The sequence below is a fragment of the Raskinella chloraquaticus (SeqCode) genome, assembly GCF_021731865.1.
GTDB lineage: Bacteria > Pseudomonadota > Alphaproteobacteria > Rhizobiales > UBA4765 > Raskinella > Raskinella chloraquaticus.
In genome coordinates, this window is the sequence record NZ_JAKFWN010000001.1 from 148967 (window position 1) to 170689 (window position 21723).

The 21723-nt window shown below is 61.6% G+C and carries 21 protein-coding genes and 1 pseudogene; 19 read left to right on the forward strand and 3 right to left on the reverse strand.

The genetic code is table 11. From position 1 onward, the window contains the following. Positions 1-17: 17 nt before the first annotated feature. The 4 genes from ACINK1_RS00740 to ACINK1_RS00755 all read left to right on the forward strand — a co-directional run bounded on the left by ACINK1_RS00740 (position 18) and on the right by ACINK1_RS00755 (position 2441). Positions 18-485 (forward strand): hypothetical protein, encoded by a 468-nt coding sequence (locus tag ACINK1_RS00740; protein ID WP_376799865.1) that lies wholly within the window; start codon positions 18-20, stop codon positions 483-485. 30 nt (positions 486-515) lie between these two features. Continuing rightward, positions 516-1436 carry a TIGR02301 family protein gene (locus tag ACINK1_RS00745; RefSeq protein WP_376799864.1) on the forward strand — a complete coding sequence of 307 codons (921 nt, stop codon included), beginning with the start codon at positions 516-518 and terminating at the stop codon, positions 1434-1436. Between the two features lie 118 nt (positions 1437-1554). Beyond that, positions 1555-1809, forward strand: a complete 255-nt coding sequence (locus ACINK1_RS00750) for a hypothetical protein (RefSeq protein WP_376799863.1) — start codon at positions 1555-1557, stop codon at positions 1807-1809. Continuing rightward, positions 1806-2441 (forward strand): hypothetical protein, encoded by a 636-nt coding sequence (locus tag ACINK1_RS00755; protein ID WP_376799862.1) that lies wholly within the window; start codon positions 1806-1808, stop codon positions 2439-2441. Before ACINK1_RS00750 ends, ACINK1_RS00755 begins: the two co-directional genes overlap by 4 nt. Positions 2442-2453: 12 nt before the next feature. On the opposite strand, the gene ACINK1_RS00760 is transcribed toward ACINK1_RS00755, so the two are convergent. Further along, a complete protein-coding gene (locus ACINK1_RS00760) occupies positions 2454-3791 on the reverse strand; it encodes a dihydroorotase (protein WP_376799861.1) in 1338 nt (445 codons plus the stop codon). Positions 3792-3872: 81 nt separating this feature from the next. On the opposite strand from ACINK1_RS00760, the gene ACINK1_RS00765 reads away from it, so the two are divergent. Next, positions 3873-4751 (forward strand): folate-binding protein YgfZ, encoded by an 879-nt coding sequence (locus tag ACINK1_RS00765; RefSeq protein WP_376799860.1) that lies wholly within the window; start codon positions 3873-3875, stop codon positions 4749-4751. Further along, positions 4748-5347: a DNA-3-methyladenine glycosylase I gene (locus tag ACINK1_RS00770; protein ID WP_376799859.1), complete on the forward strand. Its 600-nt coding sequence runs from the start codon at positions 4748-4750 to the stop codon at positions 5345-5347. The genes ACINK1_RS00765 and ACINK1_RS00770 overlap by 4 nt, the downstream gene beginning before the upstream one ends. A 4-nt stretch (positions 5348-5351) precedes the next feature. On the opposite strand, the gene ACINK1_RS00775 is transcribed toward ACINK1_RS00770, so the two are convergent. Then, positions 5352-5681, reverse strand: coding sequence for a hypothetical protein (locus tag ACINK1_RS00775; RefSeq protein WP_376799858.1), 330 nt, complete (start codon positions 5679-5681; stop codon positions 5352-5354). Between the two features lie 147 nt (positions 5682-5828). Between ACINK1_RS00775 and ACINK1_RS00780 the strand changes: the two genes are divergently transcribed. The 3 genes from ACINK1_RS00780 to ACINK1_RS00790 are packed head-to-tail and all read left to right on the forward strand — an operon-like array spanning position 5829 to position 8046. Further along, positions 5829-6464, forward strand: a complete 636-nt coding sequence (locus ACINK1_RS00780) for a YfbR-like 5'-deoxynucleotidase (RefSeq protein WP_376799989.1) — start codon at positions 5829-5831, stop codon at positions 6462-6464. Positions 6465-6487: 23 nt separating this feature from the next. Continuing rightward, positions 6488-7006, forward strand: coding sequence for a tyrosine phosphatase family protein (locus ACINK1_RS00785; RefSeq protein WP_376799857.1), 519 nt, complete (start codon positions 6488-6490; stop codon positions 7004-7006). Then, a complete protein-coding gene (locus ACINK1_RS00790; RefSeq protein WP_376799856.1) occupies positions 7003-8046 on the forward strand; it encodes an NAD regulator in 1044 nt (347 codons plus the stop codon). Before ACINK1_RS00785 ends, ACINK1_RS00790 begins: the two co-directional genes overlap by 4 nt. Positions 8047-8147: 101 nt before the next feature. Here the strand turns inward: ACINK1_RS00790 and ACINK1_RS00795 are convergent, their stop codons facing one another. After that, positions 8148-8837 (reverse strand): GntR family transcriptional regulator, encoded by a 690-nt coding sequence (locus tag ACINK1_RS00795; protein ID WP_376799855.1) that lies wholly within the window; start codon positions 8835-8837, stop codon positions 8148-8150. A gap of 239 nt (positions 8838-9076) precedes the next feature. On the opposite strand from ACINK1_RS00795, the gene ACINK1_RS00800 reads away from it, so the two are divergent. The 10 genes and pseudogenes from ACINK1_RS00800 to ACINK1_RS00845 all read left to right on the forward strand — a co-directional run bounded on the left by ACINK1_RS00800 (position 9077) and on the right by ACINK1_RS00845 (position 21717). Then, entirely contained in the window at positions 9077-11173 is a 2097-nt protein-coding gene (locus tag ACINK1_RS00800; protein ID WP_376799854.1) for a 3-hydroxyacyl-CoA dehydrogenase NAD-binding domain-containing protein, read from the forward strand. A gap of 5 nt (positions 11174-11178) precedes the next feature. After that, on the forward strand, positions 11179-12840 hold the full coding sequence (locus ACINK1_RS00805) for an AMP-binding protein (protein ID WP_376799853.1): 1662 nt from the start codon (positions 11179-11181) through the stop codon (positions 12838-12840). 4 nt (positions 12841-12844) lie between these two features. Then, on the forward strand, positions 12845-14044 hold the full coding sequence (gene pimC, locus ACINK1_RS00810) for a pimeloyl-CoA dehydrogenase large subunit (protein ID WP_376799852.1): 1200 nt from the start codon (positions 12845-12847) through the stop codon (positions 14042-14044). A 6-nt stretch (positions 14045-14050) separates the two neighbouring features. After that, positions 14051-15190 (forward strand): annotated as a pseudogene (locus tag ACINK1_RS00815) (acyl-CoA dehydrogenase family protein). Positions 15191-15309: 119 nt separating this feature from the next. Then, complete coding sequence (locus ACINK1_RS00820; RefSeq protein ID WP_376799850.1) at positions 15310-16908, forward strand: ABC transporter substrate-binding protein; 1599 nt, start codon at positions 15310-15312, stop codon at positions 16906-16908. 38 nt (positions 16909-16946) lie between these two features. Continuing rightward, the gene (locus ACINK1_RS00825) at positions 16947-17888 is read left to right on the forward strand and encodes an ABC transporter permease (RefSeq protein WP_376799849.1); all 942 of its coding nucleotides are present in this window, start codon (positions 16947-16949) and stop codon (positions 17886-17888) included. A gap of 32 nt (positions 17889-17920) precedes the next feature. Then, positions 17921-18787: an ABC transporter permease gene (locus ACINK1_RS00830; protein ID WP_376799988.1), complete on the forward strand. Its 867-nt coding sequence runs from the start codon at positions 17921-17923 to the stop codon at positions 18785-18787. Positions 18788-18791: 4 nt separating this feature from the next. Next, positions 18792-19781, forward strand: a complete 990-nt coding sequence (locus ACINK1_RS00835) for an ABC transporter ATP-binding protein (RefSeq protein ID WP_376799848.1) — start codon at positions 18792-18794, stop codon at positions 19779-19781. Continuing rightward, on the forward strand, positions 19778-20776 hold the full coding sequence (locus tag ACINK1_RS00840; RefSeq protein ID WP_376799847.1) for an ABC transporter ATP-binding protein: 999 nt from the start codon (positions 19778-19780) through the stop codon (positions 20774-20776). The genes ACINK1_RS00835 and ACINK1_RS00840 overlap by 4 nt, the downstream gene beginning before the upstream one ends. Continuing rightward, complete coding sequence (locus ACINK1_RS00845) at positions 20773-21717, forward strand: N-carbamoyl-D-amino-acid hydrolase (protein ID WP_376799846.1); 945 nt, start codon at positions 20773-20775, stop codon at positions 21715-21717. Before ACINK1_RS00840 ends, ACINK1_RS00845 begins: the two co-directional genes overlap by 4 nt. Positions 21718-21723: the final 6 nt, after the last annotated feature.

Below are 21723 nucleotides of genomic sequence, written 5' to 3' on the forward strand. Positions count from 1 at the left end.
TTTGCCGTCATGATCTGGTGGCTTTCAATATCAATCCGAAATCTTTTCTTGCAACGGATTACCTCAATCATTTCAATGAAGTGATCATGTTGATCAACATGCTTCCCGATATGCCCGACATGCTCGATGATGTGCTCGAATGGGAGCCTAAAAGCTACCCCAACCATTTTGCACAATCCGGCTTTGCCGGGCGCGAGATGGCGATTGCCGCTTATCATCAATCACCGATCCATGTGCGCGGCGCCTTCGACGCGGTGGTGTCGGAAATCGACACGCTGCTGCTGTCGACCATGTCGGACCTGAAAAGAACGCGCGATAATCCCGAGATGATGATCAATCTGGCCCGCCAGGCCTTAGGCGATCTGCATGGGCTCGTGGAAGCAGCGTCAGGCATTATCAATGCTGCCGACTGCGTGCCGGTTGACAGTCGTGATCATGAAAATCATGCACAGTCGACTATCGATGCCCTGTTCGCAGAGGCTTGATCGTTTGCGCTGAACGGCGCACAAGACGACATGGCGAACCAACCCAAGACACCGGATACTCCCGTGCTCGGCGTCTCCGTCGGCATCTGGCATGAGGAGAAAGTGCTGCTCGTGCGGCGTGGCAACGAGCCGATGGCGGGCAAATGGAGCCTGCCCGGCGGTCGTGTGGAGTTTGGAGAAGGATTGGCGGACGCAGCGTTGCGCGAAGCGCGCGAAGAGACCGGCGTCAGCGTTCATCTCGCCGGCTTTGTCGATTTCATTGAGTTGTTCGCGCGTGGCAAAGCCAACATCCCGCTGCGCCACGTCGTTCTGGCGCTGTTCGCGGGGCGCTGGACGCAGGGCGACGTCGTTGCTGGCAGCGATGCCAGCGCAGCGAAATTTGTGACCCTGGACGAGTTGTCGACCCTCGATGTAACGCCCGGCCTGCGTGGCTATGTCGGGCGCACGAGGGCGTTTCTCGAACGCGTGAAACTCAGAGAAAGCCAAAGCGAACCGGTTGCTGGCGGCGGCGACGGCGACGGCAACAATCTGCTGTCGGCGTTTGCGCCCATGCTGGTCGCGCTATCTCTGGCGGCAGGTGCGTTGCTGCCCTTGCCCGTCGCGGCGCAGACGCCAAGCCCCGAACCGCAGTCAGCGATCGACACGCGTGAGCCGCCCTATCAGAAAAAGATTGAACGACTGAGTGAAATACTGGGCGCGCTCACCTATCTGCGTCCCCTGTGCCGGCCTGAGGACGGCCCGCTATGGCGTCAGCAAATGTCACAGCTCATCGAGGCTGAAGGGACGACGCCGGAGCGCCGGGATCGCCTTGTCGCTGCCTTCAATCGGGGATTTTCTGCGTTTGCCGAAACGCACCGCACCTGCACGATCACTGCCGTGGTGTCTGCTGAACGCTTTCGTCAGGAAGGGACACAACTTGCCGACGAAATCGCCAGTCGCTTCGTTGACTGAACACCGTCGCGTTTCTGTCAAATGCGCCAATTAACCTCTTTGAAAGGTGGGACAAGACGGCGTGGTTCGGGATTGCTAGTTTGCAGGTGTCGAGAAAATGCCCGAGGAGTTGAGTGGCGTGTACAGGATCATATTTCCTTCTGATCGATCCGATGAAGATCAGCGACGTCAGGCCCTGGATTATATCACCGATGCCTGGATCGAGGCGGTGAAGGATGGACTTGATCCCAACCAGATCGCCGTCGCGGCCCTTGAGGCGTCGATCCGCGAGATGGTGGCGCTGCGCGGTGAAACCTACACGATCGACATGCTGGCGCGCCAGAGCGGACGCGTGGAGGCTGGAGAATGTTCGGCGCACGCAACGCGTCAGTGAGCGCGCTTGCACGGCATATGGGACTGGCAGTGATTGCCCTCACTCTGACCGGCCGGCTGGCGTTCGCCGAGGATGCTTTCGGCGGCAAGGGGCTTGCTGATCGCCAGCCGGTCGTGACCAACGCCTCTGAGGTACCCTTCATTCAGCCGGCCAAGACCGAAGTAAAACCGGAAGCAGTGTTACGCGACATCTCGGAGCTGCCAGCGCCAGTCGCGTTGATGCGCAGCCGTATTCTGGCAGCGGCAAAAAGCGGCGATCTTGGCGCCGTCAAGGCGCTGATCAGCGATGGCAGCGTCAAACTGTCAAGCGGGCAGGAGCCGGCGGATGATCCGGTGAGGACATGGCGCCGGCAATATCCCGAGAGCAATGGCGTTGAAATCCTGTCCATTCTTGTTGGCATTCTCGAAAGCGGCTTTGTCCGGCTCGACGCCGGCGCGGAGCGTGAAATCTACGTCTGGCCCTACTTCGCACACATGCCGCTGAAGAACCTCGACCCGCCGCGCCTGGTTGAACTTTACCGGCTGCTCACCGCCTTTGATGTCCAGCGCATGCGCGAAGCCGGCAGCTATACGTTTTTCCGCGTCGGCATTGGCGCTGACGGCAAATGGCAATACTTCGTCTCCGGACAATGAACTGCGTCGCCGTCAGCCACGCGGCAACGCATCATCAAAAACTACCGGCAGACCGGCGCCGCGGGTGACAATCTCGCCTTCCCAGGCGACACGCTGCCCGCGAATGATGGTGCCTACCGGCCAGCCCGTTACCTTTTGCCCGTCATAAGGCGTCCATTTCGCCTTGGAGGCAATCCAGTCCCTGGTAATCGTCACCTGGCGTTTCAAATCGACAACCGTGAAATCCGCGTCGTAGCCAACGGCGATACGGCCTTTGCGCGACATGGAGAACAGGCGCTGCGGGCCGGCCGATGTGAGGTCGATAAACCGTTCCAGCGTCAAGCGTCCCCTGGCGACCCAGTCAAGCATGATCGGCACCAGCGTCTGGACGCCGGGCATGCCTGAGGGGGTATCAGGATAGACACCGCGCTTTTCCTCCAGCGTATGTGGCGCATGATCCGAGCCCAGCACATCAGCAACACCTGATTGCACTCCCCACCACAGAACGTCAGCATGGCGCTGATCACGCATCGGCGGGTTCATCTGCGCGAGCGTGCCAAGCCGGTCATAACAATCGGGGGCGATGAGGGTGAGATGATTGGGCGTCACCTCGCAGCTCGCTACGTCCTTGTGGGCTGAAAGATAACGCATCTCTTCAGCCGTCGAAATATGCAACACATGAACGCGGGCGCCGGCCAGGCGGGCTAAAGCCACAAGCCGGCGCGTTGCCATGAGGGCTGCCTGAGGATCACGCCAGACGGGATGGGAGGAGGGATCACCCTTGATCCGCAGATCGCGCCGCTCGCGCAGTCGAAATTCATCCTCGGCATGGAAAGCCGCCCGGCGGCGGATGCGAGCAAGGATCAGGCCCAGCGTTTCATCATCCTCCACCAGGAGCGAACCGGTGGAGGAGCCGATAAAAACCTTGATCCCCGCCGCGCCGGGAAGACGTTCAAGATCGGGCAGATCAGCAATATTCTCGCGGGTTCCACCAACCCAGAAGGCGTGATCGCAGGACATCCGCCTTGCGGCCCGCTTCAGCTTGTCGGCGAGCGCGCCCTCGCTGGTTGTCTGCGGATTGGTGTTGGGCATCTCGAAAACCGCCGTCACACCGCCCAGCACCGCAGCATCCGCCCCCGTCTGAAGGTCTTCCTTGTGTTCCAGTCCCGGCTCGCGAAAATGCACCTGGCTGTCGATGACGCCCGGGAGAATGTGAAGGCCGGTGCAGTCGATGGTCTGGCCGCCGACATCGCCTGGAATCGTGCCAATTGCGGCGATGCGCCCGGCGGTGACACCAAGATCGCGCCTGCCGATGCCGTCATGATTGGCAACGATGCCGCCGCGTAAAACCAGATCATAGGCAGCCATCAAAATCTCCGTCCTTGTAAGCGCCGCCTTAGCCCCTTACGTTCCGCGCCGGTCATTGGCAACTCTGCTACAGGGAGGGAAGGCATGAGCCTTTCAGCGGCACTTCTGGAAGATCGGGGCGTCGTGGCCGTTTTTGGTCCGGACGCCAGTTCTTTCCTGCAGAATCTGGTCACTTGCGATGTTTTGAAACTCGCGCCGCTCAATGCCAGCCTCGGTGCGCTGCTGAGCCCGCAGGGTAAGATTTTCTGTGACTTTCTCATTGCGCGTGATGACGAGGATGGCTTCCTCGTCGATATCACGCGGGCCCTGGCGGGTGATCTGATCCAAAAGCTCAATCTCTACCGGCTGCGCGCCAAGGTCGAGATCGTCGATGTCAGCGATCAACTCGCCGTCGCCGCGCTGTGGGGAGAAGACGTGGTGATCGGTGATGGCATCAGCTACCGCGATCCGCGCCATCCGCGCCTCGGCCAGCGCGCTTTTCTGCCGCGACAGGACGCTTCAACGTTACTCATTGCCGCAACCGCGACGATCGTCGATGCCGATGCCTATCACGCCCATCGCATCGCCTTGGCGATCCCGGAAGGCGGCAAGGATTTCACGCTTGGCGACACGTTTCCCCACGAGGCTGATCTCGACCGGCTCGGCGGGGTTGATTTTGCCAAGGGTTGCTATGTCGGGCAGGAGGTGGTGAGCCGCATGGAGCACCGCACCAGCGTGCGCAAGCGTGTCGTGCCGATCACTTTCGGCCCCATGCGCCCGATGGACGGCCATGACGTCACATGTGGTGAACGGGTCATCGGCTATGTCGGCTCAACCGCGAACGGGCGCGGATTGGCCATGCTGCGGCTTGATCATGTGGTCGAGGCGCAGGCGAAGGGCGAGACGCTGATGGCCGGCAGCATCGACATCCATCCTCGCAATCCCGACTGGGCCGATTTCCAGCTGGCAGGAGGCAAGGCGTGAGCCTGATATCGCACAGCGACGGGCATAACCGCTGCTGGTGGGCGGGCGAGGATGCCCTTTATGTCGCTTATCATGACAGCGACTGGGGCGTGCCGGAATATGATTCCCGCGCCCTGTTCGAGAAACTCATTCTCGATGGCTTCCAGGCGGGATTGTCGTGGATAACCATTTTACGCAAGCGGGAGAATTTCCGTCGAGCCTTTGCCGGATTTGACGCCCGCAAGCTGGTCGAGTTCGATGCGGGCGATGTTGAGCGGCTGATGCAGGACACAGGCATCGTGCGCAACCGCGCCAAGATCGAGGGCACGATCAGGGCAGCAAAGCTTTATCTCGACATCGAGGAAGGTGAAGGGTTCTCGCCGTTTCTGTGGAAATTTGTCGGCGACGCCCCGCTGCAGCCATGTCGCCAGCAACGAAGCGATGTGCCAACCGAGACAGCCGAGAGCCGGGCGATGTCAAAGGAGCTGAAACGCCGCGGCTTTTCCTTCGTGGGACCGACCATCACCTACGCCTTCATGCAGGCCGTGGGCATGACCAATGACCATCTCACCGGCTGCTTCCGTCACGGCTCGTGCCACGCGCATGGCAAGCATTAAGCGCCTATCTGGAGGATCTGTCCGCAACCCGCATCGCCGTGAGCACGCGGACCAGCGGTTGGCGGGGTGCTGCCAGAACGACAATCCGCGCTGTCGCGGGCGGGGCATCGTCCAGCCCGGCGATACCCCCCTCAAGCGTATATTTCGAGCGCCCAAGACCATCGACGCGCCGGGGGGATGACATCACCCTGCCCTCGCCGAGAAGCGTCCGGACATCGTTGGCCGACAAGGCGCGCTCGCCCAGGCGGGTCCTGGCATGACCGGCAAAGTCGAGACGCAGGCGTTCACTGGCCAGCAGATAGCGAAAAAAGGCTTCCGCCTGGCGTGCGGACATGGGCGCTGCGGCTGGCGAGGGATCAGTCAGCATGATCGGGTTGATGGCAAAATCGGCACTGTGTATCGACGAATCGTCCTATCATCGCACCGTGCCAAGGGTGAAGCGCACTTTCATTCATCGCCCAATACCGGTTATCTCGCCACCATGCCGCGCTCGTCTGCCAAAACCCAACCTCCGCGCGCCTGGCAGCGCATGCTGTCGGGACGGCGCCTCGATTTGCTCGACCCCTCGCCGCTCGACATCGAGATCGAGGACATCGCCCATGGCCTGGCCCGCGTGGCACGGTGGAACGGTCAGACGCATGGGGCGCACGCCTATTCAGTAGCCCAGCACTCGCTGGCGGTCGAGGCACTCTATCGGCAGGCGCATGCTGAGGCCGATGAGAATTCATGCCTGACGACGTTGCTGCATGATGCGGCGGAATACGTGATCGGCGACATGATTTCCCCCTTCAAGGCTGTACTTGGCCCCGAATACAAGGATGTCGAGGCGAGGCTGTCGGCAGCGATCCATCGTCGGTTTCAGCTGCCGGCACTGCCAAGCGCCACGCTGAAACGGCATATCAAGGATGCCGACCGCGTGGCCGCCTATTTCGAGGCAACACGGCTTGCCGGCTTCGATGAGGCGGAAGCGTCGAAATTCTTCGGAGAACCACCCGTCCTTGCCGGCGCCTTTCTGACGGCCTATTTCCTGCCCTGGCCCACCGCACTGGCGCAGGCACGATTTCTTGAACGTTTCGCCGAATTGTCACGCAACCTCACTTTGCGTCGGCTAAAATAGCGCTCAATCCTCGAGGACATGTGATGTATATTCACGTCTGCCCCCTGTCGAAGCTGGAACGGACCGTCACCAACATCAATCCGGCGCGCCTGATCAGTCTGGTGCGACTGGTGCCGGAGGTGCCAAGCCCCCCCAGCATGGCGGCTGAACATCATCTGCGCCTGCCCTTCCACGACATCAGCGAACCGCGCGAAGGCTATGTCATGCCCGGCGCCGAACATGTCGAACGCCTGCTGGCCTTCGCCAATAGCTGGGATCGCAGCGCGCCGATGTTGCTCCACTGTTTTGCCGGCATTTCCCGATCAACGGCTGCTGCCTATGTGGTTGCCTGCGCGCTCCAGCCCCGGCGCAGCGAGGCAGAGATAGCCGATGAACTGCGCCATGCCTCGCCCACCGCAACCCCCAACCCCCGCCTGGTCGCCATTGCCGATGACATGCTGATGCGCGAAGGGCGCATGAACGCAGCAATCATCGCCATCGGACGGGGGGCAGAAGCTGCGGAAGGCGTTCCGTTCAAATTGAAATTATTGGCCGAGGAATGAACTCTCCTGGCGACAGCGCGCTACGCGACCCACTGAGCGGGGCTCCACCGGTGCGCCCCGGGCTCGAGATCGACCTGACGGCTGCCATCATCACGGTCAGCGCTGATCAGCCGCTTATCCTCACCACGCCACCCGAGACAACCGATGATGAGGCAGCAAATTCCGGCGGCCTGCCATCAGGCCCGTTCAATCCGCTCGCCCATCGTACGCTTGAAATCGGTCTGCGCAGCTGGGTTGCCGAACAGACGGGCTTCGAATTCGGCTATGTCGAACAACTTTATTCGTTCGGTGATCGCGGGCGTCATGCCCGCCCTGGCGACAGCAGCCCGCATGTGGTGTCGATTGGCTATCTGGCGCTGACGCAGCTGCGCGATGGCGGCGCGCCGACGCATGGCTCGGGGCGCTGGCGCAACTGGTATGGTCTCCTGCCGTGGGAGGATATGCGCGGCGGCAGGCCGGCTGTTCTCGACACGGTGATCCTGCCCGCTCTCAATAACTGGGCCAAACAAGTCCCGTCTGCCGGCGAAGGGCCAAGGCCTCTGGGGCGGGCGGAACGGGTGCGGCTGCTGTTTGGAACGGATGGTATCAGCTGGGATGAAGAGAAAGTGCTGGAGCGCTATGAATGCCTCTATGAGGCAGGCCTGATGGGCGAAGCCGCGCGCGACGGGCGCCCCAGCGCACTGCGCGACAGCCGCCCGCCGCAACTCGGCTCAACGATGCCGTTTGATCATCGCCGGATCGCCGCCACCGCCATGGGGCGCCTGCGCGCCAAGCTCAAATATCGCCCTGTCGTGTTTGAATTGATGGCGGATGAATTTACGCTCACCGCGCTGCAACGCACCGTTGAAGCGATTTCCGGAAAACATCTGCATAAGCAGAATTTTCGTCGGCTGGTGGAACATGCCGCCCTCGTCGAGCCGACGGGCGAGGTGACCTCGCGCACCGGCGGGCGGCCGGCGGCGCTCTACAGATTCCGCCGCGAGGTGACGCGCGAGCGCCCGGCTCCAGGGCTGAAGCTGTCGGTCGCGCGCCAAGTGTAGTCTTCCGCTCGATCCTTGACGACGGCGCGTGATATCTGCGGACCGCGCCGATCGGTCAGAACCCGACATGCGGCATGAATGCGACGGAAAGACAGCGGCTGTCAGCGGCCGCCGGCAACCTGTTCTGGCTTGTTTCCAGACGCCGCACTGCTCGAAATCGGCGCCGGCATGCTGAGATAGACGTCACGCACCGTTACGATGTGCTGCATCATCGCCAGACGAGCCTTGACATGATCGCCGCGCAAAATGGCTTGAATAACGGCCTCATGCTCCTGATGAGAGGCGACCAGGCGGCCCAGAGATGAGAAAAACTGCGCCCGCCGGAATGGCTGCAGACGCTGGCGGGTCTGCAGTGTCAGTTCGGCGAGGTAGGCATTGTGACCGCCTTCATAAAGGCGAGTGTGAAACACTTCGTTGGCACTCGCATAGGCGGCGCGATCACCTGAACTCACCATGCTCGCCATCTGTGTGTGGATTGCCACGAGATCGTCACGTTGCGCCAAAGTCATGGAGCGTGCCGCGTACTCGGCGCACAGACCTTCCAATTCGGTCATGATCTGGAACATATCACCCAGCATCTGGTCGCTTGGCAATGCGATCACGGCGCCACGATGAGGGCGATGAACGACAAGCCCGCTCGCCGCCAATTGCCGCAAGGCTTCGCGAACCGGCGTTCGCGACGCGCCATAGCTGCGGGCAAGCTCGTTTTCGTCAAGCGCAGACCCCGGCAGGCGCCTGCCTGAAAGAATCTGATCGGTCAGTGCAAGTCGTATAGTTTCAGCGCGCGTCATTCCATTCTACCGTGTATCTGTTCGGCACTGGATTTGTGTCTCACGGCGATGCCACAATTTGCAGCAAAGCGATACAGGCAAACGCGTCATCTACACCGCCGCAGCATCGTGGCGCCGCTTAAGCCGCGCACCAGGAGGCCCCGGGGGGCGGCAGCTTGACTCACCCTCCAGCGCTACCTAGCGTTTTGGTGCTCGTAATTGTGCATCGGCACATCGTCGCAGCAAGCGGGAGAACCAAGGTGGAGCGCAAGGTTGTGACGCGGCATGATGGCCGCATTCTGGTCATCGAACTTGCCAATCCGCCGGTCAATGCCCTGGCTCATGAGGTACGCGACGCGGTTCTGGCGGCGCTACAGGCGGCGCAGGCAGACGCCGGTACAGATGCTGTCGTCATCACCGGCGCCGGCAAGCTCTTCTGCGGCGGCGCGGAAATCAAGGAATTCGGCCAGACGCCGCGGGCACCGCATCTGGCGGAAATCGTCAACGCCATCGAAGAATCGGCAAAGCCGGTCATCGCGGCGTTGAATGGCAGTGCATTGGGCGGCGGATTTGAAATTGCACTCGGCTGTCATGTGCGTCTGGCGGTTCCCGGTGCCAATGTCGTGCTGCCTGAGGTCAAGCTTGGCCTGTTGCCAGGGGCTGGCGGCACGCAGCGTGTGCCGCGCCTGATTGGATTGCGCAAAGCTCTGCCCTTTATCGTCAACGGCGAGGCGATGAGTGCTGCGCAGGCGTTGACGCTTGGACTGCTCGACGGCGTTGAGGACGGCGATATTGTCGGCCATGCCATCAAGCGGGCCCGGCACATGGTCGAGAGCAACGCGCCAATACGGCGGACTGGCCGATTGCGCGACGCGCTTGAGGCGTCACGTCGCGATGCTGCTGCTTTCGAGGATGACGCCGCCGCACTCCTCAAGAAGGCCCGCAGTCTCGAGGCACCGGCGGCGTGCATCACCGCGCTGCGCAACACGCTGACTTTGACGCTTGAAGAAGGGCTCGCGGCGGAGCGGGCGCTGTTCGTCAAACTGCGTGATGGCGGGCAGTCGAAAGCGCTGCGTCATCTGTTTTTCGCCGAGCGCGCTGCGCAGAAGGTGGCCGGCGTGCCCGCAGACACAAAGCCGCGCAGCGTCGGGCGTGTCGCCATCCTGGGCGCTGGCACCATGGGTGGCGGCATCGCCATGGCGTTTGCCAGTGCCGGCTTTCCTGTGAGCGTCATTGATCCCGATACGGCGGCGCTGAAGCGCGGCTTCCAGACAATCGAAAACAATTATCGCGCGAGCGAAAAGCGCGGCGGCATGAGTGCGGGTGCGGTGGCTGCAGCGCTCAACCGACTGACACCGTCGCAGTCGATCAACGACGTCGCGTCCGCCGACCTTGTCATCGAAGCGGTGTACGAGAACATGGACCTGAAGAAGCGGATCTTTGCTGATTTCGACCGCTTGACGACACCGGGTACGGTGCTGGCGACCAATACGTCGAGCCTTGATATCGATGAAATCGCCGCTGCCACCAGCCGCCCCCAGGACGTGGTCGGTATGCATTTCTTCAGTCCGGCGAATGTGATGAAGCTGCTGGAAATTGTTCGCGGCAAGGCAACGGCGCCAGAGGTGCTCGTCACCGCCATGAACATCGGCAAGCGTATCGGCAAGGTGCCGGTGACGGTCGGGGTATGTTACGGGTTTGTCGGAAACCGCATGTTGCATGCGCGCGGCAGCGAGGTTGAACGGTTGCTTCTGGAGGGCGCCAGCCCGCGCGATATCGATGCGGCCGCCACCCGTTTCGGCTTTGCCATGGGACCTTGTGCGGTAGGGGACCTTGCCGGGCTCGATGTCGGCTGGCGCATCCGCAAGGAGCGCGGCATTACATCCCCCGTCGCCGACGCCATCTGCGAGATGGGCCGCTTCGGGCAGAAGACCAGCCGAGGCTATTTCATCTATGAGCCGGGCTCGCGACTTCCCGTTCCCGATCCTGAAGTCGACGCGCTGACAGCAAAACTTGCAAGCGACATGGGCATGGCGCGGCGCAGTATCGCTATCGAGGAAATCCAGGAGCGCCTGCTCTATCCTTTGATCAACGAGGGCGCGCGTATTCTGGAAGAAGGGATTGCCGAGCGGGCGAGCGATATCGATCTCATCTGGATCAACGGCTATGGTTTTCCGCTATGGCGCGGCGGGCCGCTCTTTTATGCCGATACGGTGGGGCTTGGTGTGATCGCCGAGCGGCTCGACCACTACGCCAGCTTGAGCGGCGACAAGCGGCTGAAGCCGGCAAAGCTGCTGCGATCACTTGCGATTGCCGGCAAGGGTTTCGGCGATATTGCCGCTGCTGCGAAAGGCTGAGTGCCATGGCGTCCCCGTGCTGGGAGCGCTTTTATCCACCGGGCATCACAGCCGACTTCGTGCCGGCGCGCGAGACGCTCAGTGCGTTCTTTATCGAATTGGTCGAACGGCATGGCGATCAGATCGCCATCGATTTCAACGATCACCAGATCAGCTATCGCCAGCTTGGCGCTCTCGCCGCTCGTCTTGCCGATGGCCTGAAGCAGCGGGGTATCGGGCCAGGCGATACGGTTGCGCTTTATCTGCCAAACTCGCCTTTTCATCCGGCATTCTTTTTTGCCGTCCTTCTCGCCGGCGCGCGAGTGACGCATCTCAGCCCGCTTGATGCCGTCCGCGAACTGGCGTTCAAATGCCGTGACAGCGAAGCACGCCTTCTCGTCGCTCTTGATGAACCGCCCTTTGCCGACATGGCGTTGCGCCTGCTTGGTGAGGGCGCTGTCGCGAGACTGGTCTTGTGTGATGAGGCAATCGCTTTTTCTGAACAATCCACGCCAACCGCAAGGTCGGTCGGGCCGGCGAACGTCGAGTGCGCGTGCGATCTCATGGCCAACACGGCAGACACGCTTGTCGCAGCCCCCGTCGCAGCCGACGACGTCGCCGTGCTGCAATATACGGGCGGGACGACGGGTGAGCCAAAGGCCGCCATGCTCACACATGGCAATCTGACGTCAGCCACCCGCATCTATCAGGCATGGTTCAGCAACGACATCAATTCAGGGCCGCATGCGGTCGTGCTCGCCGTTCTGCCGCTGTTTCATATCATGGCGCTGGTGTCGATCCTGTTGCGCCGCTTTGCCGACGGGGCACGACTGGTGCTGCTGCGCCGGTTTGAGGTCACAAAAGTCCTCACGCTCATCAGCCGAAAGCGGATCACCGGCTTTGCTGGCGTGCCGACGATGTGGATCGCGATTGCCAATCACCCCGGCGTTGAAAACCATGATCTTTCAAGCCTTCAGCGCATCAGTTCAGGGGGCGCGCCGCTCGCGGTTGAAACGCATGAGCGCATCCGCTCCCTCACCGGGCATGCGTTGCGTGGTGGCTGGGGCATGACCGAGACGTGCGCTGCCGGCACCAATCTTCCGGTCAATATGCCGCCGGGCAAGGAGGGAAGCGTTGGCCTGCCGCTGCCAGGCATCATGATCGATATCGTCGATCCCGATCAGCCCCAGCGCACGCTGGCGCCTGGCGACATCGGCGAAATCCGTATCAGCGGGCCCAATATATGCACCAGCTATTGGCGCCGGCCAGCAGAGACGAAGGCGTCGCGTCGCGGTGATGCGCTTCTCACCGGCGATCTGGCGCGCATGGATGAGGACGGCTTCATCTATATCGTCGAGCGCAAGAAGGACCTGATCGTGTCAAGCGGCTACAATGTCTACCCGCTCGCGATCGAGAATGCGCTGCTGGAACACCCGGCGATTGCCGAGGCGGTGGTGATCGGCGTGAAGGATGCCTATCGCGGCGAAGCAGCAAAGGCCTTTGTCGTACTGCATCCGGGAAAAGCACCGTTTTCACTCGATGAGCTGCGTCTGTTTCTGAGCGATCGCCTCGGGCGCCATGAAATGCCGCAAGCGCTGGTCTTTCGCAGCGACTTGCCAAAGACATCTGTTGGTAAATACTCGCGCAAGATGCTGCGCGATCAGGACGCCGCGAACGGGATGGAATAAAGCCATGGACCTGCAATTCACCGCCGAAGAAGAGGATTTCCGCCAGGAGGTGCGCGCCTTCATCAAAGATCATCTTCCCGAGCGCATCCGGCGGCACCTGATCGAAGGGCGCAGCGCCTCGAAGGATGACATCGTCGAGTGGACGCGCATCCTCTACAAAAAAGGCTGGTCAACACCACGCTGGCCGGTTGAGCTTGGCGGCACGGGGTGGAGTGCGATCAAGCAATATATTTTTCTTGAGGAAGGGCTGGCCGCACCGGCGCCCGAGCTTCTGCCTTTCGGCGTATCGATGGTTGGCCCCGTCATCTACACCTTTGGCAACGCTGCGCAGAAGGCGCGTTATCTGCCGCGCATCGCCAATCTCGATGAATGGTGGTGCCAGGGCTTTTCCGAGCCCGGCGCCGGCTCTGATCTGGCTGCGGTAGCGACCCGGGCGGTGCGGCAGGGTGATCATTACCTCGTCAACGGTCAGAAGACATGGACGACTTACGCGCAACATGCCGACTGGATCTTTTGCCTGTGCCGCACCGACACGGGCGCGAAGAAGCAGGAGGGCATTTCCTTCCTGCTCATCGATATGAAATCGCCCGGCATTGCGGTCCGCCCGATCCAGACGATCGATGGCGGGCATGAGATCAACGAGGTATTTTTCGACGAGGTCAAGGTGCCAGTCGGCAATCTGGTCGGCGAGGAGAACAAGGGTTGGGATTATGCCAAATTCCTGCTGTCGAATGAGCGTGTGGGGATTGCCCGCGTCGGCACGTCGAAGGCGCGCCTGCGCCGTCTGCGCGAACTGGCGGCCATCGCTGGACCTGATGGGCGCAGGGCAATTGATCGACCGCGCTTCCGCGACCGGCTGATCGAAACGGAAATTGCCCTCAAGGCCCTGGAGATCACGCAATTGCGGGTCTTGTCGGATGAGGCCGCCGGGAAATTCAAAGGCCGCCCCAACCCTGCCTCGTCGGTCCTGAAAATTCGTGGATCGGAACTTCAGCAGGCCACCAGCGAATTGCTGCTGGACATCGTTGGCCCCTACGCCCTGCCAGCGCAGCAAAGCACGGACGGGCGCAACGAACCGCCGGTTGGTCCTGACTGGGCGGATGCGGTGGCGCCGCTCTATTTCAATCTGCGCAAGGTATCGATCTATGGCGGCTCGAACGAAATCCAGCGCAACATCATCGCCAAAGCCATTCTCGGATTGTGAGCGCGCATGAATTTCGATCTCAACGACGAACAGCGGCTGCTGACTGAAAGCGTCAGCCGGCTGATGATGGATCGCTATGATTTCAATCAGCGCAAGACCTACGCCATGAGCGAGGAGGGCTTCAGCCCCGCCATGTGGCAGGCTTATGGTGAGCTTGGCCTGCTGGCGCTGCCCTTCAGCGAGGACGATGGCGGCATCGGTGGCGGGCCCGTCGAGATCATGATCATCATGGAGGAGATCGGCCGGGCGCTGGCGCTGGAGCCCTATCTCCCCCACATCGTCATGAGTGCCAGCCTGCTGCGCCACGCCGCAAGCCCTGAGCAGCGGGCGCGCCTGTTGCCCGGCATGATGGATGGTACACGCCATATCGCGCCGGCGCTGGGGGAAATGACAGGAGGGTATGATCTCTCCCATGTCAGGACGACGGCGCGGGAAGAAGGCGCCGGCTTTCGCCTCGATGGCGCGAAAACGCTCGTGCTTCATGGCGGGTGCGCACATACCTTCCTTGTCTCGGCGCGTCTTCAGGGCCGGCCGGCGGATCAGCAAGGGATCGGGCTGTTTGTTGTCGAGGCGGATGACAAGGGCGTCAGCCATCGTCCCTACCGCACACAAGATGGGCAGAGCGCGGCGGAGCTGATGCTCGCCGACGTTCATGTCGCAAAAGACATGATGCTTGCCTGTGGCAGCGAAGCCGGACCCGCCATTGCGCGCATGGCGGATGAAGCCATCGCGGCGATCGCGGCTGAAGCCGTCGGCGCCATGGACAGCCTGGTGAAGGGGACGGTTGACTAGCTCAAGGTACGCAAGCAGTTTGGCCAGGTGATTGGCAATTTCCAGGCGTTGCAGCATCGGGCGGCCGACATGGTGGTCGAGCTTGAACAGGCGCGCTCGATGGCGCTTTATGCCACGATGATGTCGCGCCATGAGGATGCGATTGCGCGCGCGGCGGCGATATCGTCCGCGAAAGTCCAGATCAATCGCTCGGCCCGCCTGATCGCGCAAGCGTGCGTGCAGCTTCATGGCGGCATCGGCATGACCATGGAACACCCGGCCGGTCACTACATGAAGCGGCTGACAATGATCGAAAAGACGCTTGGTGACAGCGATTTCCACATGGATCGGCTGGCGAGCGATACCAACGGATAGTAGAGGCGTGCGCCTAAATTCGCGGCGCTCCTTGCAACGTTGTTGTGCTTGCCAGCCGGCGCTGCCCGCCTCACAATAAGCGGTCAAAGCACCGTGGGTGCGATGGGAGGGGAATGACAATGGATCGCCGGACATTTCTGAAAACAGCCGCAGGCAGCGGGACAATCGCAGCAGCACCCGGTCTCTTCGCACCTGCGCTGGCGCAGGGCGCCGCCAAGGTCCTGAGGTTCGTACCGCAGGCCAACCTTGCCAATTTCGACCCGATCTGGGGCACCACCTATGTCGTGCGCAACGCCGCAGCACTCGTTTACGACACGCTCTACGGCGTCGATGCCAATCTCAAACCGCAGCGCCAGATGGTGGAAAGCGAAGAGACTTCCGCCGACGGGCTGGTGTGGACCTTCAAACTGCGCCCCAATCTCAAATTCCATGACGGCACGCCGGTGCTTGCCAAGGATGTGGTGATGAGCCTCACCCGCTGGTCGGCCCGCGACCCGATGGGGCTGATGCTGAAGGGTATCCAGAAAGAGCTGGTGGCGGTTGATGACCGCACCTTCCGTTGGGTGCTGTCGAAGCCTTATCCGAAAATGCTGCTGGCGCTGGGCAAGAACAACGCGCCGTGCACGTGGATCATGCCGGAGCGGATCGCCAAGACCGACCCGTTCCAGCAGATCAACGAATATGTCGGCTCAGGTCCGATGAAATTCGCCCGCAGCGAATGGGTGCCGGGCGCCAAGGCTGTCTTCGAGCGCTTTGCTGATTACGTGCCGCGTGCGGAACCGGCATCCTGGCTTGCCGGCGGCAAGAAGATGAATTTCGACCGCGTCGAATGGATTATCATTCCCGATGGTGCGACCGCCGCGGCGGCGCTGCAAAGCGGCGAGGTCGACTGGGTCGAGCAGCCGCTGCCTGATCTTGTGCCCTTGCTGCGCAAGAACCCCAATGTCAACGTCGATATCGCCGATCCGCTGGGCAATATTGGCTCGTTTCGCATGAACCATCTTCATCCGCCCTTCAATAATGTGAAGGTGCGGCGCGCCGTTCTCATGGCGCTTGATCAGGAAGACTATATGCGCGCCGTCGTCGGCGACGACACCAGCCTGTGGAAGCGCCTGCCGGGCTTCTTTACGCCCGGCACCGAGCTTTATTCCGAGGAAGGGGGCGAGGTGCTCAAGGGACCGCGCAATCTGGAAGCGGCGAAGAAGCTTCTGGCTGAATCAGGCTATAAGGGCGAGCCGGTGACCTGCGTCGTGGCGCAGGATATCCCGATCACCAAGGCGCAGGGCGATGTGACCGCCGATCTGTTGAAAAAAATCGGCATGAATGTCGATTTCGTCGCCACCGATTGGGGCACGACGATCGCCCGTCGCGCCCAGAAGACCCCGCCCGGTCAAGGCGGATGGAATATGTTCCACACCTGGCATGCGGGCGCCGATTGCACCAATCCGGCCCCCTATACTGCCATCCGGGGCAGCGGCGAAAAAGCCTGGTTCGGCTGGCCAGATGTGCCGGCGATTGAAACCGAAGTAACCAACTGGTTTGAGGCGACATCGCTTGATCAGGAAAAGGCGGCGATCAGTCGCCTCAACAAGGCAGCCCTCGACAACGCCATCTTCGCGCCGACCGGCTTCTTCCTGGTCAATCAGGCGTGGCGCAAGAATGTCAGCGGCATCGTCAAGGGGCCGCTCCCCTTCCACTGGGGCGTCACCAAGAGCTGATCGCCGCGCAATCGCCGGAAAGGGCCAGGGCCGAGACCATGTTTGCCTACATTCTCAAGCGGCTGGTCTCCACCCTGCCCGTCATGGCGGTGGTCGGGCTGTTTGTCTTCAGCCTTCTCTACATTGCCCCCGGCGATCCGGCTGCGATCATCGCCGGGGATCAGGCAACGCCTGATGATATCGCCCGCATCCGTGCCGGACTGGGGCTCGACCGCCCCTTTCTGGTGCGTTTTGCCGAATGGGCGGTCAACATCCTTTACGGCGATCTCGGCACGTCGATCTTCACCGGGCAGCCGGTCATCTATCTTATCAACCAGCGCATCGCGCCCACGCTGTCGCTGATGCTGGTGACGTTTGTTTTTGCAGTGACCGTGGCCGTTCCCATCGGCGTGCTGGCGGCATGGAAAGCCGGCACGTGGATCGACCGTCTGGTCAGCACGTTTGCCGTCCTCGGGTTTTCGGTGCCGAGTTTCGTGGTTGGCTACGTGCTTGCCTATATTTTTGCCCTGCAGCTCAACTGGTTTCCGGTGCAGGGCTATACGCCCCTGTCGGAAGGCTTCGGCCCCTGGCTTGGCAATCTCGTTTTGCCGGCGATCACGCTTGGCTTTGTCTATATTGCACTGATTGCCCGTATCACGCGCGCCACCATGCTCGACGTGCTGCAGCAAGACTATATGCGCACCGCGCGCGCCAAGGGTCTCGGGAAAGGCGCCATCCTTTTTCTGCATGCGCTTAAAAATGCCTCGGTGCCGATTGTCACCGTCATCGGCATCGGCATCGCGCTGGTCATCGGCGGGGCGGTGGTAACCGAAAGTGTTTTTGCTATCCCCGGCCTTGGCCGCCTCACCATCGATGCGATTCTGCGCCGCGACTACCCGGTCATTCAGGGGCTCGTCCTGCTGTTTTCCTTCATTTACGTGCTGATCAACCTGGCCATCGATCTCATCTATACCGTTCTTGATCCGAGGATCCGCTATTGAGCGACGTTGCCCCACGCTTTACCGCCGCCGAAATGCTGCCCGACATCCTGCCGCAGCGGGTACACCGCTCGCTCGTGTGGACGCTGGTGCGCCGCTATCCGACGATTGCGGTGGGCGGCGGATTGCTGCTGGCGATGCTGCTCATCGCCCTGTTGGCGCCGTTGATTGCCAGCGCCGATCCAACCGCGCTGGCGCCAGCAAAACGTGCCCGCCCGCCTTCGGCTGATTACTGGTTCGGCACCGACATGCTGGGGCGCGATATCTTCGCGCGCGTCATTTACGGGGCGCGCGTGTCGCTGACGGTCGGTTTCTGCGTTGCGCTTCTCGCCTCGCTCGCCGGCCTCATGATCGGTCTTGTCTCAGGCATGGTGCGCTGGTCGGATGCGATCATCATGCGTATCGTTGATGGCATGATGTCGATACCGCCCGTGCTGCTTGCCATCACGCTGATGGCGCTGACACGTGGCAGCATTCAAAACGTCATCATCGCCATCACGCTGGCGGAAATCCCGCGTGTGGCGCGCCTGGTGCGCGGCGTCGTTCTGACCCTGCGCGAGCAACCCTATGTCGAGGCGGCGATCACCACCGGCACCTCGATGCCGATGCTGATCTGGCGCCATATCCTGCCGAACACCCTGGCGCCGATGAGCGTGCAGGCAACCTATATCTGCGCCAGCGCCATGATCGTCGAGGCGATCCTTTCCTTCATCGGCGCCGGCGTGCCGCCGACCGTGCCTTCGTGGGGAAATATCATGGCGGAGGGCCGCGCCCTGTGGCAGGTGAAGCCGTTCATGATCTTCTTTCCCGCCGTTTTTCTGTCACTGACGGTGCTGGCAGTGAACCTGGTAGGCGATGGCATGCGCGATGCGCTCGATCCGCGTCTTGCCAAGAGTATCTAGAGCGATGGCGCTTCTCGAAGTCGAAAATCTGCAGGTGCATTTTGCCACCAGCGACGGCGTCAACCGGGCAGTCGACGGCCTCTCGCTGTCTATTCAGGCGGGAGAAACCCTGGCAATTGTCGGCGAAAGCGGCTGCGGCAAATCGGTGACAGCCATGTCGATGCTGCGGCTCATTCCCACGCCGCCAGGCAAGCTTTCCGGCGCCATCCGCTTCGAGGGCCGCGATCTTCTTGCTCTTGGCGATGATGAGATGCAGGCGATCCGCGGCAATCGCATCTCGATGGTGTTTCAGGAGCCGATGACCTCGCTCAATCCGGTGCTGACGGTGGGCAGGCAGATCGGCGAGACGCTGCGCGTGCATCAGGGTCTCGACCGCGCGGCAGCAGAAGCCCGCGCCATCGACATGCTGAAGCTTGTCGGCATTCCAGCGCCCGAGCGGCGCATCCGCGAATACCCGCATCAATTGTCAGGTGGCATGCGCCAGCGGGTGATGATCGCCATTGCTCTTGCCTGCAACCCCAAGCTTCTCATCGCCGATGAGCCAACCACCGCGCTTGACGTCACCATCCAGGCACAGATCCTCGAACTGATGGCGGACCTCAAGCGCCGGGTGGGAGCGGCGATCCTGCTCATCACCCATGATCTGGGCGTGGTGGCGCAGGTAGCCGACCGGGTGGTGGTGATGTATGCCGGGCGCAAGGTGGAAGAAGCCCCGGTGCGCGAATTGCTGCGCCAGCCGCGCCATCCCTATACGCGCGGATTGATGGGCGCGGTGCCTAAACTAGGCGCTTCGCTGCGCGGCAAAAACGAGCGGTTGACCGAAATCCCCGGCAGCGTGCCAAGCCTTAAATCGCGCATTGATGGCTGCATCTATGCCGGGCGATGCGCGCTGGCGAGCGATGTCTGCCGCAAGATCGCGCCAGCCTTCGAAATCAAGGCTATCAACCATGGCGTTGCCTGCCACCATGCCGAGCGGACAGCAGAGGTCGCATGACACCGGTCCTGCTCGTTCAAAATCTCAAGAAATATTTTCCGGTTGGCGGCGGCTTTCCCGGCATCAGAAAACGCGTCGTCTACGCGGTCGATGACGTCACCTTCAGCATCGCGCGTGGGGAAACGCTGTCGCTGGTTGGCGAAAGCGGTTGCGGCAAGTCAACCGTCGGCAAGGCGATCCTGAAACTTTTTCCGCTGACCGGCGGCGATGTCATCTTGAATGGCGAGCGCTTCGACACGCTGGAGGGCCGCGCGCTGCAGGAGAAGCGGCGCTTCATCCAGGTGGTATTTCAGGATCCCTTCTCCAGCCTCAATCCGCGCATGAAGGTTGGCGATATCATCGCCGAGCCGCTGCGCAATTTCAAACTCGCTGAGGACCGTCAAACACTCGACAAGCGGCTTGCCGAGATCATTGCAAAGGTGGGCTTGCCGCGTGACGCCGCCGGGCGTTTTCCTCACGAGTTTTCCGGCGGGCAGCGCCAACGCATCGGCATTGCGCGCGCGCTTGCCGCGAGCCCCGACCTTATCATCTGCGACGAGGCCGTCTCGGCCCTCGACGTCTCGGTCAAGGCCCAGATCGTCAACCTCCTGCAGGATCTTCAGCGTGAGCTTGGCCTGACGCTTCTCTTCATCAGTCATGATCTGGCAATCGTCGAGCACATGACCCACCACGTGGCCGTCATGTATCTCGGGCGCATCGTCGAGATGGGCCCGCGCGAGGCTCTGTTTGCTGCGCCTCGCCATCCCTATACGCAGGCGCTTCTTTCCGCCGTGCCCTCGCTTGATCCTGACAAACGCGACGGGCGCATCATCCTGTCAGGCGATGTACCAAGCCCGATGTCGCCGCCATCGGGATGCCGTTTCCACACCCGCTGCCCGCAGGCCTTTGCGCGTTGCCGGGTGGAAGAGCCGGCAACCCGACAGGTGGGCCCTGATCATGTCGCGGCCTGCCATCTGAATGATCAGGCACCACAGCCGACGGGGGGTGCGACATGAGCCGGGTCCTGTCCATCGCCGCTGCCCAGCTGGGGCCCATCCAGCGCGCTGACAGCCGCGCGGCAGTGGTGACGCGCATGATTGCGCTTATGGAAGCTGCCAAAGCCAATGGCTGCGATCTCGTGGTGTTTCCCGAGCTTTGTCTCACGACGTTCTTCCCGCGCTGGTTCATGGAGGATGAGGCGGAGATCGACAGCTTCTTTGAGCGCGAGATGCCGTCCAACGAGACGGCGCCCCTGTTCACCTGCGCGCGCGAGCTTCAACTGGCCTTCTCCTTCGGCTTTGCCGAACTGGCGCAGGAAGATGGCCGCACACGACGCTTCAACACGCAGATCCTGGTCGGCAAGGATGGCCGCATCCTCAGCACATACCGCAAGATCCATCTGCCCGGGCATGCCGAGCACGAGCCATGGCGCGCGTTCCAGCATCTGGAAAAGCGCTATTTCGAAGTGGGCAATCTGTCCTGGCCGGTGGTGCGCGCGAGCTGTCTTCATGACGGCCTCTTCGGCCAGATGATCTGCAATGACCGGCGCTGGCCCGAAAGCTACCGCGTCATGGGATTGCAGGGCGTCGAGATGATCCTTCTTGGCTACAACACGCCCGTCCATAATCCGCCCGCACCTGCTCATGACCGCTTAAGCGATTTCCACAATCACCTCGTCATGCAGGCCGGCGCCTACCAGAATGCGAGCTTCGTGGTGGGCGTTGCCAAATGCGGGCTTGAGGAAGGCTGCGAGATGATCGGCGGCTCGTGTATCATTGCTCCCACCGGCGAGATCGTGGCGCAGGCGGTGACGCGCGAGGATGAGCTGGTGGTGGCGCGCTGCGATCTTGATCTTGGCCAGAGCTACAGGAATTCCACCTTCAATTTCGCCCGCCATCGCGAGCCGGAGCATTACCGCATGATTGTGGAGCGCAAAGGCGCCATAACACCGCCTTAAGCACAA